Genomic DNA, 14,700 nt, shown 5'->3' on the forward strand with positions numbered 1-14,700 from the left:
GCCTCCCCCGTCAGCGGGGATCGTCTCCCTCTCATGGGGGAGCCGGTGCGCCCGGCTCGCTGGGACGATGAGGACATGCACCGCATCCTCACCCCGTTGACCAGCGCGGTCACTTACAGCCGCTGGTTGCACATGTTCATTCCGGCTGCCGCGGTCAGTGTGTGGTTCTTCATCTCCGACCAGCTCTGGATGCCCCTGCTCTTCGCGGTGCCGGTGGGCCTCATACCCGCGATGCGGCTCGAGGAGGGTCTGCAGGCGCAGTTGCTGCTGGCTCCGTCCGAGCGCGGGCAGCCCGACGCCTCCATCTCGGTTGCCTCCTCGACGAGTTGGGCGGAGCGGTGGCGGACCGTGCTCTGGCTGGAGGTGCGGCTCCTGATCTCGGCCGCGGCGATCATGGCCCTCTGGCTGCCCGTGGCGTCGATCGAGCTCGTCCTGTCGGCGACGGGCAGGCCTCCGGCAGGACTGGTGGAGGGCATGAGCCCGCACTGGTGGAACGCGCTGCTCGCACCGCTGCCGCTCATACCGCTGTTCGTCCTGGTGGTGCTCGGCGGCCGGCTCAGTACGGCGGCCGCCCGGTGGCTCCTCGGCCCGTCGCCGACGGACCGGCTCAGTGTGCTGGAGGAGCTGACCGAGCAGTTGTTGGAGCGCAATCGCATGGCGCGGGAGCTGCACGATTCCATCGGCCATGCGCTGACGGTGGCGGTGGTGCAGGCCGGTGCGGCGCGGGCGGCGAACGATCCGGCGTTCACCGAGCGGGCGCTGGCCGCCATCGAGGAGACGGGGCGTGATGCGCTGGAGGACCTGGAGCGGGTGTTACGGGTGCTGCGTGAATCCGGCACGCCCGTGAGCCGGCGGCCGACGCTGGGAGAGGCGGAGCGGCTGCTGGACTCCGCGAGGAGTTCCGGGGCGCGGGTGGATGCGCGGGTGTCGGGCGATCTCGGACTGGTCCCGGCGCCGGTTTCGCGGGAGGGGTATCGGATTCTTCAGGAGAGCCTCACCAATGTGCTCCGTCACGCGGGGCCGGTACCCATCCGGGTGAGCATCGCGGTGGCCGACGGGAGGCTGGAGTTGGAGGTGATCAATCCGCTCTCCGGAGCGGCCGGTCTGCCGGGGAGCGGCAGTGGGCTGCGCGGGATGCGTGAGCGGGCCGCGCTGCTGGGCGGGAAGGCTCGGATGGAGTCGCGGGAGGGCGATTGGCGGGTGCGCGTGAGCCTCCCGCTGGACGGCATACGCTGGTCGGATGCCCTTCACCGTTCTTCTGGTCGATGACGAGCCGCTGGTACGCGCCGGACTGCGTGCCGTGCTGGAGGCCCAGCCCGACATCGAGGTGGTGGGCGAGGCGGCGGACGGCGCTGCGGTGCTCCCCCTGGTGAACCGCTTGCGGCCCGATGTGGTGGCGATGGATGTGCGGATGCCGCTGATGGACGGCATCGAGGCGACCCGGCTGGTGCTGCGTACCGTGTCGGATCCCCCGAAGATCCTGGTGGTGACGACGTTCGAGAACGACGAGTACGTGTACGAGGCGTTGAGGGCGGGGGCGGACGGCTTCCTGCTCAAGCGCGCCCGGCCCGCGGAGATCGTGCATGCCGTGCGTCTGGTGGCCGAGGGGGAGTCCCTGCTGTTCCCGGCGGCGGTCCGGCAGCTGGCCGCCGAGTACGGGACGGACAAGGCACGGGCCGCTCTCGACCGGGCGGCGCTCACCGAGCGGGAGGCGGCGGTGCTCCGGTTGATGGCCCGGGGCCTGTCGAACGCGGAGATCGCGGCCACCCTCGTCGTCGGGGTCGAGACGGTGAAGTCCCATGTCAGCTCGGTCCTGGCGAAGTTGGGGGCCAGGGATCGCACCCAGGCGGTCATCGCCGCGTACGAGTCCGGGTTCGTCGCTCCGGGGTGACCGAGGTTGCGGCTCGATACCGGCTTCCCTCGCTGCTCGCAGGGGTCCCGGCCAGCGAGTACGATCCGGCAGACATGCGCACGAGCTGGGAGGACATACCGTGGGCCGGCTGACCGGTGGGGACCCCTCGCTGTTGCGACGGATCAATTCCGCGGTAGTACTGCACGCCCTGAGAGGGGCCGGCGCGCCGACGCTGACGGACCTGACACGGATCACCGGGCTGTCCCGGCCGACGGTCGAAGGGGTCGTCGAGGGGTTGTTCGAAGCGGGTCTCGTGGTCGAGGCGCTGCCCGACGAGGGCGAGGCGCGGCGGCAGGGGCGCCCGGCCCGGAGGTTCCGCTTCCGTGCCGAGGCGGGGCATCTCCTCGGGGTGGAGATCGGTCCGCACCGGGTGTCGGCGCTCATCTCGGGGCTCGACGGCCGGATCGTCGGGGCGGGCTCCCGTGTGGTGTCGGAGACCGCCGGGGCGGACGACCGGCTCGACCAGGTCCGGGCCGTCATCGCGGACGTGCTGCGGCGCACCGGGGTGGCCCGGAGCAGTCTGCGCGCGGTCGGTGTGGGCAGTCCCGGGATCGTGGAGGCCGACGGCACCGTACGGCTGGGTACGGCGCTGCCGGACTGGACCGGCCTCGCGCTCGGCGAGCGGCTCCGCCGTTCGTTCCGCTGCCCCGTGCTCGTCGAGAACGACGCCAACGCCGCCGCGGTGGCCGAGCACTGGAAGGGCGCGGCCACCGAGTCCGACGACGTGGTCTTCGTGCTGGCGGGGCTGAGCCCCGGGGCCGGGTCCTTGATCGGCGGGCGTCTGCACCGGGGGTACGGCGGGGCAGCCGGGGAGATCGGCGCTCTGCACCTGCTGGGCAGGGACGTGACGCCGGAGCACCTGCTGTCGACGACGGACACGCCGCTGGACCCGCTGGACGAGCCGGCGGTGGCCGCGGTGTTCGCCAAGGCGCGGGAGGGCGACGCGGGGGCCCAGGCGGCGGTCGAGCGCTTCCTTCAGCGGCTGGTGCACGATGTGGCGGCGCTGGTGCTGGCGCTCGACCCGGAGCTGGTCGTCGTCGGCGGCTGGGCCGCCGGGCTGGACGGAGTCCTGGAACCCCTGCGCAACGAGCTGGCCCGCTACTGCCTGCGCCCGCCCCGGGTGACCCTGTCGCTGCTCGGGGAGGCCGCCGTCGCGACGGGGGCGCTGCGGCTCGCGCTGGACCACGTCGAGGAGCAGCTGTTCGCCGTCGAAGGGGCCGTGACGGCCCGCCGCTGACCGGGGCGAGGGCCGCCACGCGGGCCGCGCGCCCCACCCTCCGGGGAACGCGGTCCCGGGAGACACGCGCGCCCGCCGCCTTCCGGGAACAGGAGTTCTCGGGAAGCGGCGGGCGTGGGGCTCCGGGGTGTGCGCGAGGCCGGGGCGGAGGCGTCAGGAGGCCTGGCGCTCCGGCTGTTCGTCGTGGCTGATCTCCAGCGCGCCGGAGTCCCCGAAGGTGAGCCGGCAAGTGTCCGCGCGGTAGGTGGCGACGGACACGGCCGCCGTTCCGTCCGCGGTGAAGTAGCGGGTGGTGACGACCAGGACGGGGGCGCCGGGGAGCCGGTCCAGCTCCTTGGCATCGTCCGCCCGCGCCGAGCCGAGCTCCACGGAGCGGTCCTGGCCCTGCAGGCCGAGCCGGTGCAGCTCGCGCAGCACGCTGCGGGCGCGGACGGCGCCGGACGGGGCCTCTATGGCGGAGAGGTCGGGCACCGAGGAGGCGGGGATGTAGAGGAGCTCCGCCGCTACCGCCTGCCCCTGGGTGTCGCGGATGCGGCGCACGACGTGCACCGGTTCGGCCGGGTCCGTTCCGAGCATGGCGGCCACCGCCGCCGGGGCCGTGTCCATGGTGCTCTCGACCGGCTGCCACGCCTCGCCGCTGACGCCGCCCGTCCATTCGTGCTGGGCGGTGGAGACGGCGATGCCCACGCGCGGCGGGGCGACGGTCGTCCCGACACCGCGGCGGCGCTGCAGTCTGCCTTCGAGTTCGAGCTGCTCCAGCGCCTGCCGGAGCGTGGCTCGTGCGACACCGAACCGCGCCGCGAGGTCCCGCTCGTTGGGCAGGATCTCCCCCACCGCAAAGTCCGAGTCGAGTGCCTCACTGAGCACGGTCTTGAGGTGCCAGTACTTCGGCTCCTGTACCGATTCCAGCTGCGTGGTCCCCACCCTGTCCTCCGCAATCGCCCAGCGTCTTTTTCCGCGACGTTATTTATTAAAGGTTCCTGTCTTAAGTGGAGACCCTAGGACGGCATACCCCCTTGGTCAAGACCAATACTTATTCCGTAACGGAACGAAACGGAACTCTGGCGCAGAGCGTTCACACGACGTTCTTGACCCTGTGAGGCGAGCGCAGCACAAAGCCCCGCCATCGCGGCGGACGGCGGGGCTGTGACCAGGGCGGAGGTGGTCCCGTGAGGCGACGGGGGCCGAGGCGGCCGGTGGTGCTCTCGGCTACACGACGGGCAGTCCGGACAGCTTGTCCGGATTACGAATGATATAAGCGCATTGAATGACACCTTGGCTGACTTCGATCTGGAAGACGGTGTCAGCCTCCCCCTCGACGAAGTAGACGGCGGCGGGCCCGCCGTTGAGCTCCACGATGCGGATCTCCCGGTCCGGGCCGAGGCTGCCCGCCACGGAGAAGAGGAAGCGGCCGACCTTGTCGGCGGTCTCGATGATCCGCCGGGGCGCCTTCGCCTTGCCACCGCTGTCGCTGACCAGCCGGACGTCCGGGGCCAGCAGCGCGAGCAACTGCTCGATGCCGCCTCCGGAGGCGGCGGCCAGGAAGCGTTCGGTGAGATCACGGCGCTCGGCCGGGTCCACGTCGTAGCGCGGCCTGCGCTCCTCCACATGCCGCCTGGCGCGGCCGGCGAGCTGCCGGACAGCCTCCTCGGTGCGGTCGAGGGCCGTGGCGATCTCGGCGTACGGGAAACCGAAGGCCTCGCGGAGCACGAACACCGCGCGCTCCAGCGGCGAGAGCGATTCGAGGACGACCAGCACGGCGAGCGATACGGAGTCGGCGAGGACGGCACGCTCGGCCGTGTCGGGCACGGCGGGGCCGAACTCGGTGACCACCGGCTCCGGCAGCCAGGGCCCCGTGTAGGACTCCCGGCGTGACCGCAGGTGCCGGAGCCGGTCGATGGCCAGCCGGGTGGTGATCCGCACGAGGAAGGCCCTCGGCTCCCGAACGTCCTCGCGCGCCGCCGCCGACCACCTGAGCCACGCCTCCTGGACCACGTCCTCGGCATCGGCGACGCGGCCGAGCATGCGATAGGCGACACCGGTGAGAACGGGCCGGTGTTCTTCGAAGAGCTCGGTCGCGGCGTCGGCGGTCATCGGTCCATCCCAGCCCACCGGTCACGTGCTGTCCAGCGGGAATCGCCGCACCCCTTGAACTGCAAGCTACCCGGCGGTAATTGTTGTTGACGAGATGTCTACCCACTCCAGGGAGCAGCAGCATGACCACCACGGTCTCCTTCACCGTCGCGACGGCCGACGGCCCCCGTCCGGTCACGGTCGCCTACGAACGGACCGGCTCGGGCGCACCGTTGCTGCTCCTGCACGGCATCGGACACCATCTGCGGGCCTGGGACCCGGTGACACGGATCCTGGCCGCCGAGCGCGAGGTGATAGCCGTGGACCTGCCCGGCTTCGGCACCTCGCCCGCGCTGCCGGACGGGGTTCCCTACGATCTCGCGACCGTCGGCCGGACGCTCGGAGCCCTCTGCGCCGAACTCGGCCTGGACCGCCCCCACGTGGCCGGGAACTCACTGGGCGGACTGCTGGCGCTGGAACTGGGGCGCACCGAGCTGGTGCGGTCGGTGACCGCGCTGTCCCCGGCAGGCTTCTGGACCGAGGCGGAACGGCGCTACGCCTTCGGCACCCTGCGGACCATGCGCCGGAGCGCGCTGGCCCTGCCGGTGGGACTGATCGAGCGCCTGTCGCGCAGCGCGGCCGGGCGGGCGGCCCTCACGAGCTCCATCTACGCCCGGCCCGGCAGGCGTTCACCGGAGGCCGTCGTCGCCGAGACGCTCGCCCTGCGCGGAGCGACCGGCTTTCACCAGACGCTGGAGACCGGCAGGGGCCTGTTCTTCGGCGACGACGTGAAGGGCGTCCCCGTCTCCGTCGCCTGGGGCACCCGCGACCGGATACTGCTGCGCGGGCAGGGAGTCCGCGCCAAGAGGGTGATCCCCGACGCCCGGCTCGTTCGGCTGCCCGGCTGCGGGCACGTCCCGATGAGCGACGACCCCGCGCTCGTGGCCCGCGTCATCCTGGACACCAGTCGCTGAGCCGGCCGGTCGGGGCGCCGACGCCCCGACCGCCTCCCGCCGCCCGAAGACGCCGGAACCGTACGCCACACCGGCGCCGACCAGGAGACTCCCCACGCCCTGCGCGATGCCGTACTCCCCCGCTCCGACGAGAGGCGCCGTCAGGGCGGCGGAGACCGGGATCAGGCCCGAGAAGAGCGTGGCGCGTTCGGCTCCGATGCGCTGTATCCCGCTGTACCAGCAGACGAACCCGATCACGGTGACGACGGCGGCCTGCCACAGCAGGGCAGCCGCCTCGCCGCCCGTCGGGACGCGCAGGAACGATCCGCCGTCCATCAGCAGACCGAGCAGCGCCGACTCGACGGCGGCGACGCCGCAGACCGTCGCGGAGAGCAGCTTCGGGCCGAGCGGCCGCAGCACAGGGACGGCGAGGACCGCGAAGCCGACCTCGCCCGCGAGCGCGCCCACCGAGAAAAGCACGCCCGCCAGGTCGGTGCGCCCCCAGCCCTGCACGGTGAACGCCCCGACGGCGACGAGTCCGGCCGCGTACAGCGTGACGCGGGACGGCCGACGACCGTCGAGCAGCGGGACGAGCACACCGACCACGATCGGCGCACAGCCCACGAAGACGCCGGGAACGGCTGGTTCCGCCGATTGTTCGGCCGCCAGGACCGCCAGGTTGAAACCGACCATGCCCACGGCGGCGAGCAGGGCGAGCCGCCCCCACTGGCGGCGGGTGAGACTCCGGAGCCGGGCCGTCGAGGAGTCGGGGTCGCACCGCAGGAGCGGGACGAGCAGGAGTGCGGCGAGACCGTAGCGAAGGGCCTGGCCGCCCGCGAACGGGTAGTCGCCGAGGACGCTGTTGGCCGTGAAGGATGCCCCCACCAGCACACACGCGAGGGCCGCGAGGAGGGCCCCGCGCAGAGAGGTTGCGTTCATGGGGCCGACGCTAGGGTCGGCGGCGGACCGGTTTAAGGTCCACTTCCATGACGTCTTCGGGGACCAATCCGCATCGTACGTCGGCGGAATCCCGCTCTCCGGCGTGGGAGTTGCTGCTGCCCGCCGCCGCCGCGCCGGCACGCGGACGGGGGCGCGCACTGCGGTCCGCGCTGCGGGAAGCGGTCCGCTCCGGCCGCCTCGCCGCCGGCACCAGGCTGCCCTCCAGCCGTGAGCTCGCCGCCGATCTGGGGGTGTCGCGCGGGCTGGTCACCGAGGCGTACGAGCAGCTCACCGCGGAGAGCTATCTGCGCAGCGGGCAGGGCGCGGGAACCTGGGTGAGTGAGGGCGTACGCGCGGCGGAGCGCCCCGTACGCGACCGTGCGCCGCGCGCGGCGGGCGCGCTGGTGGACTTCCGGCCCGGCACCCCCGATCTGTCCCTCTTCCCGCGCAGCGCGTGGAGCGCGGCCCAGCGGACGGTGTTCGGCCGGCTGCCGCACGGCGCGCTGGGCTACCCCGATCCGCGCGGACTGCCGGAACTTCGGGAGGCCCTGGCCGGACTGCTCGCCCGGCGCCGGGGCGTGGTGGCCGATCCGGAGCGGCTGGTGGTCTGCTCGGGGGTGGCCCAGGCGACGACCCTGCTCGGCTTCGTGCTCCGGGACGAGGGAGTGGCCTCGGTCGGGGTGGAGGACCCGGGCAGTCCGGAACACGCCTCGCTGTTCGCGGCGACCGGTCTGGGCACCGTCCCGCTCCCCCTCGACGACGACGGCCTCGCCCTCGCGCCCCTGAGGCGCTCCGGCGTGCGCGCCGTGGTGACCACTCCGGCGCACCAGTTCCCCACCGGAATCGGGTACTCAGCGCAGCGCCGCGGCGCGTTGCTCGACTGGGCGCGGGACGCGGACGCCGTGATCATGGAGGACGACTACGACGGGGACTTCCGGTACGACCGGGAGCCGGTGGGAGCCTTGCAGGGGCTGGATCCCGAGCGGGTCGTGTACACCGGCTCCGTGAGCAAGTCGCTGGCTCCCGGCCTGCGGCTCGGCTGGCTGATCGCCCCCGCCGCGCTCACCGAACGGATCGTCGCGCGCAAACGGACCATGGATCTGGGCAACCCCGTGCTCGACCAGGCCGTCCTGGCCGACTTCGTCGTGCGCGGCGGCTACGACCGGCAACTGCGCCGCTGCCAACGGGCCTACCGGGAACGCCGGGACGCCCTGGTGGCCGCGCTCGGCGAGCACTTCCCCGGCGCGACGGTCAGCGGCATCGCGGCGGGGCTGCACATCATCGCCCGGCTGCCCGCGCGGTACGGTCCCGAGGACGCCTTCCTGGAGCGGGCGGCCGGGGCGGGCATCGCGCTGCGGCCGCTGCGCGACTGCGGGTCGGCCGGCTCCGAGGACGGCACCCTGCCCCTCGTCCTGGGCTACGCCCATCTCGCTCCCGGCGACATCGCCCGGGGGATCGCCGCGCTGGCGGCCGCGTGGCGTTCCGGCCGGCCGGGTCCCGGCTGACCGGCTCCGTTCACCCGGGGTTGGCGCCCCGTCCGCCACGAGGCACTAGGCATGGGCGAAGACCGGCGCCGGTCCACGGCCTTCTCGCGAACGGCGCACCACCCGCCCACCATCCCGGAGGCGCTTCGATGCCCTACCGTCCGCACCGTCCGCGTGTTCCCTCGCCCGGCCGCCGCGCCGTGCTGCGCGGCTCGCTGATCGCCCCGGCGGCGGCCGCCCTCTCCCCCGCGACCGCTTCGGCGGCGCCCGCGCTGCACCTGGCGGGGCGGCCCGAAGCGTCCTGGGGTGTGCAGGTGGGCGGCGTCACCTCCTCGTCGGCGCTCCTGTGGGTGCGCTCGGACCGGCCGGCCCGGATGCTGGTGGAGACGTCGGCGACCGAATCGTTCCGGCGGGTACGCAGGTGGTACGGGCCGTCCATCGGCCCCGGAACGGACTTCACCGGCACCACTCCGCTGTACGGACTGCCCGCGGGCGAGCAGGTGCACTACCGGGTGACACTTTCTGATCCGGCCGATCCGCGCCGTACCGGCAGACCGGTGGCCGGGACCTTCCGTACCGCTCCGGCCCGGCGGCGCTCCGGGGTACGGTTCCTGTGGTCGGGCGATATCGCGGGGCAGGGCTGGGGCATCAATCCGGACATCGGCGGCTACCGGGTGTACGAGGAGATGCGCCGCCTGGACCCGGACTTCTTCCTGTGCAGCGGCGACAGCATCTACGCGGACGGTCCGCTGCAGGCGAGCGTGACGCTGCCGGACGGCCGGATCTGGCGCAACGTCATGACCGAGGAGAAGGCGAAGGTCGCCGAGACGCTGGACGAGTACCGGGGCAACTTCCGCTACAACCTGCTCGACCGGAACGTCCGCCGCTTCAACGCGCAGGTGCCCTCCGTCGTGCAGTGGGACGACCACGAGGTGCGCAACAACTGGTATCCCGGCCAGATCCTCGACGACGCGCGATACACCGAGAAGAACGTGGACATCCTCGCGGCGCGCTCCGTGCGGGCCTTCCACGAGTACGTGCCGCTCGCGCCCTCGTACGGCTCCGGGCGCCGTTCGCGGATGTACCGGGTCGTCCACCACGGGCCGTTGCTCGACGTGTTCGTGCTCGACATGCGGTCGCACCGCAACGCCAACTCCCCGGGCCGGCAGGCCGACGATACGACGGGCATCCTCGGCGCCGAGCAGGCCCGGTGGCTGCAGCGGTCGCTGGCCGCCTCCCGGGCGGAGTGGAAGGTGATCGCCGCCGACATGCCGCTCGGCCTCGTGGTGCCGGACGGCGCGACGGACTTCGAGGCCGTGGCGCAGGGCGATCCCGGGACCCCGCTCGGGCGGGAGCTCCAGATCGCCGGACTCCTCCGGTTCATCAAGCACCGCAGGATCACCGGCACCGTGTGGCTGACGGCCGACGTCCACTACACCTCGGCCCAGCACTACGCGCCGGAGCGGGCGGCGTTCAAGGACTTCGCCCCGTTCTGGGAGTTCGTGTCGGGCCCGCTGGCGGCGGGCGGCTTCCCGGCCAACGCGCTGGACGGCACGTTCGGCCCGGACCGGGTCTTCGTGCGGGCTCCCGACCGGGCCAACGTCTCGCCGATGGAGTCCCCGCAGCATTTCGGCGAGGTGGAGATCGACGGCGACAGCGCGGAGCTGACGGTGCGGCTGCGGGCCGAGGGCGGAGCGGTGCTGTTCACCAAGGTGCTCCGGCCGGGCCGCGTCGGGCAGTGAACCCCGGCTGGTACGGGGCCCGTTGTCAGTGGTGGGTCCTACGCTTTTTCTCATGACCCGATCCGTTCAGGCCTTGGCCTACGCACGCCCGTCCTCCCTGGAGTCCTCGCAGGTGGGGCCCTCTCTCGGTCTGGAGACCGCGGGGGGCCTCACCCCGCGCGGAGCGGAGGCGCACCCGCGGTTCTTCGCGGGTTTCCTCTCCGATCCGCGCATCGCGGCACGCGGGCTGCTGGCGGTCGCCGACGTGGCGGCGGCACGCTACTACCAGCGCGCGTTGCCCGCCTCCCTGGACCCGGTGGTGACGGGCAACGGCGACCGGCTGCGCTTCGAGTCGTTCTCCGGCTGCTGCGGGGTGTACGCACGCCTCGACGTGCTCCAGGACGGCCTGGACGGCCGGGAGACCGGCCACGGAACGACGAATGTGGACGTCAATCCTCCGCTGCGGGAGGCGCTCGCGCGGATCACGGCGGATGATCCGCTGCATCTGCGGGTGGGGCCGGAGGAGATGGCGGTGACCACGCTCGACGGTCGGGTGGTGGAGAAGAAGGTGCCGCTGCCCGACCGGTGGCTGCGCGGTTTCGCCGAGGCGCAGGTCGCCTCGGCCGGGTTCGATCTGCGGGCCGAGCTGACGGCGGCGCAGGCGGTGGCGTTCCTGCGGGCGCTGCCCCGCTCCTCCGCCTCGGGCCGTGCGGCGAGCGGCGCCCGGTGGGTGGTGGCGTCGGGCGGATCCCTGCGCCCGACGACCCGCCCGGTCCCGGGCGCGGTGTGCCTGCCGGGCCCGGAGCGGCTGGTGGCGTTGCAGCGGGTGCTGCGCGACGCGACGGCCCTGCGGGTGTACGGGCCGGTGGCCGACGGTGCGGCGGCGGCGAGCGCCTGGGAGGTGGTGCTGCCGGGGATGCGGCTCACGCTGACGCTCTCCCCCGACTCCTCGCGGGGGTTCTCGGGCGAGGGCGGTGTCCTGGAGGCGCTGGCCACGGATGACGCGGCGGCCGACGCCGAGCTGCTGTCCGTGCTGCTCGCCTGGGAGCCCCGGATCGAACCGGCGTCGCTGGCCGAGCAGTCGGGGCTGGGCGTGGAGCGGGTGCGGGCCGCGCTGACCCGGCTCGGCACGGCGGGCCGCGTCGGGTACGACCTGGCGGACGCCGCGTACTTCCACCGGGAGCTGCCGTACGACGCGGACCGGGCGGAGCGGCACAATCCGCGTCTCGTGGCCGCCCGCAGGCTGGCCGGTGAGGGCGCGGTGTTCCTCGACGGTCCACGGGCGACGGTCGCCTCCGGGGACCGCCGCTACCAGGTGCGCGAGAGCGGTTCCGAGGTCAGCTGCACCTGCCAGTGGTGGGCGGACTACCGGGGCCGACGAGGGCCCTGCAAACACGCGCTCGCGGTGCGCATGGTCCGCCGGGGTGCGACGGTCGCCGGAGGCGTGCGATGAACGAGCTGCTCACCGCCGTACGGGCGGGGCGCCACCACGACGTGCCGCCGCTGGTGCTCGGTCTGGACCTGCCCGGCCGCCGGTCCGCGCTCGCCGGGCTGAAGGAGCTGCGCAAGGAGGTGCGGAGCTGGGACTGGCAGCGGCGGGACAGGATCCGCAAGGCGTTGCTGGTGGCCGGCGCGGGCTGTCACACCGGGGCCGCGGGGTGTGCCGCCTGGATCGGGGGCCGTGATCTGCGCGACTGGACCCGCTCCCCGTATCCGTTGATCCTCGCCTCGCTCAAGGACCGCGATCCGGCCTGGCTGGGTGATCTCGCCCAGCGGCTGGCGGAGCGTTCGGTTCTCTCCGATGCGGAGTACTCCTTCGTCGGCGAGCTGGCGCGGATCGCCCAGGTCCCGATTCCGGTCACGGACAACCTGGTGGTGGGCTGGACCGAGTCGGTCGGCACGGCGCGCTGGCGCGGCCGGACCCGGCGACCGCTGACGGACATCCTGCGGGAGGACCCGCACACGGCCGTGCTGGCGCCCCGGTTGTTCGAGATGCCGGAGCTGCCGCCGCAGGTCGACTGGTACGACGCGCCGGAATCCCAGGAGCACTGGCCGGGCGCGCTGTGCGCCCTGGCCGACGACGGGGTGCTGGACCGGCCGTATCTGGTGGAGCGGTGCGTGACCCGTCTGATGCGCGGCGGCAGATCCGTCGACCAGCGGTTCTTCCTGGCTGTTCTCCAGCGGCTGGGGGCGACGGAGGAGGAGGAGAGCAGGCATCTGCGTGACTGGACGGCGATGGCGGCGGACGGGATCGCGCCGGTCGCCTCGCACGCGCAGCAGGTGCTGGTACGTCTCGACGATCGGGGCGAGCTGTCCACCCGGGAGTTGGCGGAGGTGTCCGGGGCGGTGCTCTTCCGCCAGGAGAAGAAGCTGGTGCGCGCCCAGTTGACCCTGCTGGGCAAGGCGCTGCGCCGGGACGCCGCTACGGCGGGCGAGCTTCTTCCGGCGGTCGCCGAGGCGTTCGGCCACGAGGGCATCGACGTCCAGGAGCGGGCGCTGAAGCTCGTCGCACGGTATCTGCCCGCGGTCGCCGGCCCGGAGGTGCGGGAGCGGCTGGCCTCCGCCGCCGGACGGTTGGGCCCCCTGCACCGGGAGACGGTCGCCGGCCTGTTCGGCGATCTCGTGGAGGAGGAACCGCAGGAGGCGTACGAGGAGTTCCTGCCGCCCGCGCCGGTGCTGCGGCCGCACGAACCCGCGCCGGAGACCGTGGCCGAGCTGGTCGAGGAGGTGGCCGCCCGGGTGAAGTCGCATGCCTCGGAGCGCTGGATCCCCTCCTCGGCCGTCGCGGACCTCTCGACCGGGGTCACCGGCTTCGAGCGCACGCTCGACGGGCTCGTCCGACTGGCCCGGACCCACCGGGAGGAGCTGACGGCGGCCCTGCGGGAGGCGCTGGCCGGGGTGCGTTTCGTCGAGCACGGCCTCGGTCCGTACATGGTCGACCCCCGGGCCATCTCGACCTCGCACGGGATCTCCGTCGTGGTGGCCTCGCTGCTGGGCCTGGTGTCCGAGCGGGACAGGGTCGCGTGGCGGGCGAAGACGACCGTGAAGGGGGCGGACGCCTGTGCTCATGCCGCGTTGAACGGGGTGCTGCTCGACCGGGCCTGGGAGGCGGCGGAGGCGATGGCGGCCGGCGAGGCGCCGTTCCTGCTGGCCACGCCGACCTGGCACACGGGGGCGATCGAGGCGGCCGAGCTCGTCGAACGGCTGCGGTCCTACCGGGAGCTGGGCGCCCGCCCCGGCCCCGCCGACTTCGCCCAGGCCCTGTTGCGGGTCCGCCGGGGAGGTGGCCACGACGGGGTGGACGCCGCGGCGGCCGAGGCACTGGGCACCGAAGAGGGCGACCGGCTGGCCGCCTGGATCCGTGCCGACGAGCCGGTGGCCCCGGTGCTGCGCCATCCGGCGACCACCGTCTCGCGCCCGTCGGCGCACAACTGGTGGCAGCGGACGACGACCGGGGCCCGCCAGGTGCTGTTGGCGACCCGGGAGCGGCCGGTGATCCGGCGTGAGTTCCCGGAAGCCTTCCACTGGCTGGGCGCGGCCCAGCTCCCCCGGGCCCAGGAGTGCTACCACTGGGGTCCCGAGCGGTCCGCGCACTGGACGGCGACGCTGCCCGAGGATCCGGAGGCGCTGGCCGCGTGGTTGCTGCCGGACCTGCTGTTCGCCGCCGACCAGGGTCAGCGGGGAGCCGTCGGGTTCCTGCCGGCGCTGGCGGAGAGCGCGGGCGAGGTGGGCGCGGCGACGCGTCTCGCGCTGGCCTACGGTCTCGGCGCACGGTATCCGGAGGACCGGACGGCGGCGGCGGACGCCCTGCTCGTGCTGGCCGCGGGGGGCCGGCTGGACGGTGCGTCGCTCGGGCGGGAGCTGGCGATCCTGGTCGACCGCGACCTGGTGAAGGTGAACCGTACGGCCGACGCGCTCGGCACGGTGGCCGCGACCGGCGCGTATCGGACGGTGCTGACCGTGCTGGCCGCGATGCTGCCCGGTCTCCTGGCGTACGGGAAGACGCCCCGGGGGCTCGGCGACCTGCTGTCCGTGGCGGCCGAGTGCGCCGAACGCTGCGGTACGGGCGGGATCCCGCCGATAGCCGGGCTCGCGGCGACGGCGGGGCGCAAGGGCTCCTCCCAGACGGTCCGCCAGGCCGCCCGGCTGCTCGCCGCGTTCCCCGCCGTGGCGGAGGACGCCCCTCCCGAAGGCGCGGAAAGCCCCGAAAGCGTCGAAGGTCCCGAAAGCCCCGGCGCCCCGGACGTCGGCGAGGCCACGGCCCCGGGCCGGGTGGATCAAGGAGCGGCCGGTCCCGGAATCTGACCCGAAAACGACGATAGGCGACCAGATCAACACGTAACCCATCAGTCACAGGGCGTTCGTGATCAGGCAACACCGT

The 14,700-nt window shown here is 73.4% G+C and carries 10 protein-coding genes and 1 pseudogene; 8 read left to right on the forward strand and 3 right to left on the reverse strand.

Annotated features, from left to right (window positions below; genetic code table 11):
- Positions 1-75 precede the first annotated feature (75 nt).
- The 3 genes from OG245_RS04440 (at position 76) to OG245_RS04450 (ending at position 3,149) form a co-directional block, all read left to right on the forward strand.
- Entirely contained in the window at positions 76-1,269 is a 1,194-nt protein-coding gene (locus OG245_RS04440) for a sensor histidine kinase (protein ID WP_371622243.1), read from the forward strand.
- Positions 1,241-1,891: a response regulator gene (locus tag OG245_RS04445; RefSeq protein WP_371622244.1), complete on the forward strand. Its 651-nt coding sequence runs from the start codon at positions 1,241-1,243 to the stop codon at positions 1,889-1,891. The genes OG245_RS04440 and OG245_RS04445 overlap by 29 nt, the downstream gene beginning before the upstream one ends.
- Before the next feature lie 100 nt (positions 1,892-1,991).
- Positions 1,992-3,149, forward strand: coding sequence for an ROK family transcriptional regulator (locus tag OG245_RS04450; RefSeq protein ID WP_371622245.1), 1,158 nt, complete (start codon positions 1,992-1,994; stop codon positions 3,147-3,149).
- Between the two features lie 153 nt (positions 3,150-3,302).
- On the opposite strand, the gene OG245_RS04455 is transcribed toward OG245_RS04450, so the two are convergent.
- Together OG245_RS04455 and sigJ are read right to left on the reverse strand one after the other, a co-directional pair.
- Positions 3,303-4,073, reverse strand: coding sequence for a GntR family transcriptional regulator (locus OG245_RS04455; RefSeq protein WP_371622246.1), 771 nt, complete (start codon positions 4,071-4,073; stop codon positions 3,303-3,305).
- A 285-nt stretch (positions 4,074-4,358) separates the two neighbouring features.
- A complete protein-coding gene (gene sigJ / locus OG245_RS04460) occupies positions 4,359-5,243 on the reverse strand; it encodes an RNA polymerase sigma factor SigJ (RefSeq protein ID WP_371622247.1) in 885 nt (294 codons plus the stop codon).
- Between the two features lie 122 nt (positions 5,244-5,365).
- Between sigJ and OG245_RS04465 the strand changes: the two genes are divergently transcribed.
- Positions 5,366-6,196, forward strand: a complete 831-nt coding sequence (locus OG245_RS04465) for an alpha/beta fold hydrolase (protein ID WP_371622248.1) — start codon at positions 5,366-5,368, stop codon at positions 6,194-6,196.
- 123 nt (positions 6,197-6,319) lie between these two features.
- On the opposite strand, the pseudogene OG245_RS04470 reads toward OG245_RS04465, so the two are convergent.
- A pseudogene (locus OG245_RS04470) lies at positions 6,320-7,114 on the reverse strand (DMT family transporter); the annotation flags it as partial.
- Between the two features lie 47 nt (positions 7,115-7,161).
- On the opposite strand from OG245_RS04470, the gene OG245_RS04475 reads away from it, so the two are divergent.
- The 4 genes from OG245_RS04475 to OG245_RS04490 all read left to right on the forward strand — a co-directional run bounded on the left by OG245_RS04475 (position 7,162) and on the right by OG245_RS04490 (position 14,624).
- A complete protein-coding gene (locus tag OG245_RS04475; RefSeq protein WP_371622249.1) occupies positions 7,162-8,619 on the forward strand; it encodes a PLP-dependent aminotransferase family protein in 1,458 nt (485 codons plus the stop codon).
- Between the two features lie 128 nt (positions 8,620-8,747).
- Positions 8,748-10,340: an alkaline phosphatase gene (locus OG245_RS04480; RefSeq protein WP_371622250.1), complete on the forward strand. Its 1,593-nt coding sequence runs from the start codon at positions 8,748-8,750 to the stop codon at positions 10,338-10,340.
- Positions 10,341-10,392: 52 nt separating this feature from the next.
- The gene (locus OG245_RS04485) at positions 10,393-11,772 is read left to right on the forward strand and encodes an SWIM zinc finger family protein (RefSeq protein ID WP_371622251.1); all 1,380 of its coding nucleotides are present in this window, start codon (positions 10,393-10,395) and stop codon (positions 11,770-11,772) included.
- Positions 11,769-14,624, forward strand: a complete 2,856-nt coding sequence (locus tag OG245_RS04490; RefSeq protein WP_371622252.1) for a DUF6493 family protein — start codon at positions 11,769-11,771, stop codon at positions 14,622-14,624. The genes OG245_RS04485 and OG245_RS04490 overlap by 4 nt, the downstream gene beginning before the upstream one ends.
- Positions 14,625-14,700 lie beyond the last annotated feature (76 nt).

The sequence above is a fragment of the Streptomyces sp. NBC_01116 genome, from assembly GCF_041435495.1.
Lineage (GTDB): Bacteria > Actinomycetota > Actinomycetes > Streptomycetales > Streptomycetaceae > Streptomyces.

Coding starts and splice junctions, on each gene's coding strand:
- OG245_RS04490 (WP_371622252.1), top strand. CDS start 11,769: ATGAACGAGCTGCTCACCGCCGTACGGGCGGGGCGCCACCACGACGTG.
- sigJ (WP_371622247.1), bottom strand. CDS start 5,243: ATGACCGCCGACGCCGCGACCGAGCTCTTCGAAGAACACCGGCCCGTT.
- OG245_RS04480 (WP_371622250.1), top strand. CDS start 8,748: ATGCCCTACCGTCCGCACCGTCCGCGTGTTCCCTCGCCCGGCCGCCGC.
- OG245_RS04475 (WP_371622249.1), top strand. CDS start 7,162: ATGACGTCTTCGGGGACCAATCCGCATCGTACGTCGGCGGAATCCCGC.
- OG245_RS04445 (WP_371622244.1), top strand. CDS start 1,241: ATGCCCTTCACCGTTCTTCTGGTCGATGACGAGCCGCTGGTACGCGCC.
- OG245_RS04440 (WP_371622243.1), top strand. CDS start 76: ATGCACCGCATCCTCACCCCGTTGACCAGCGCGGTCACTTACAGCCGC.
- OG245_RS04485 (WP_371622251.1), top strand. CDS start 10,393: ATGACCCGATCCGTTCAGGCCTTGGCCTACGCACGCCCGTCCTCCCTG.
- OG245_RS04465 (WP_371622248.1), top strand. CDS start 5,366: ATGACCACCACGGTCTCCTTCACCGTCGCGACGGCCGACGGCCCCCGT.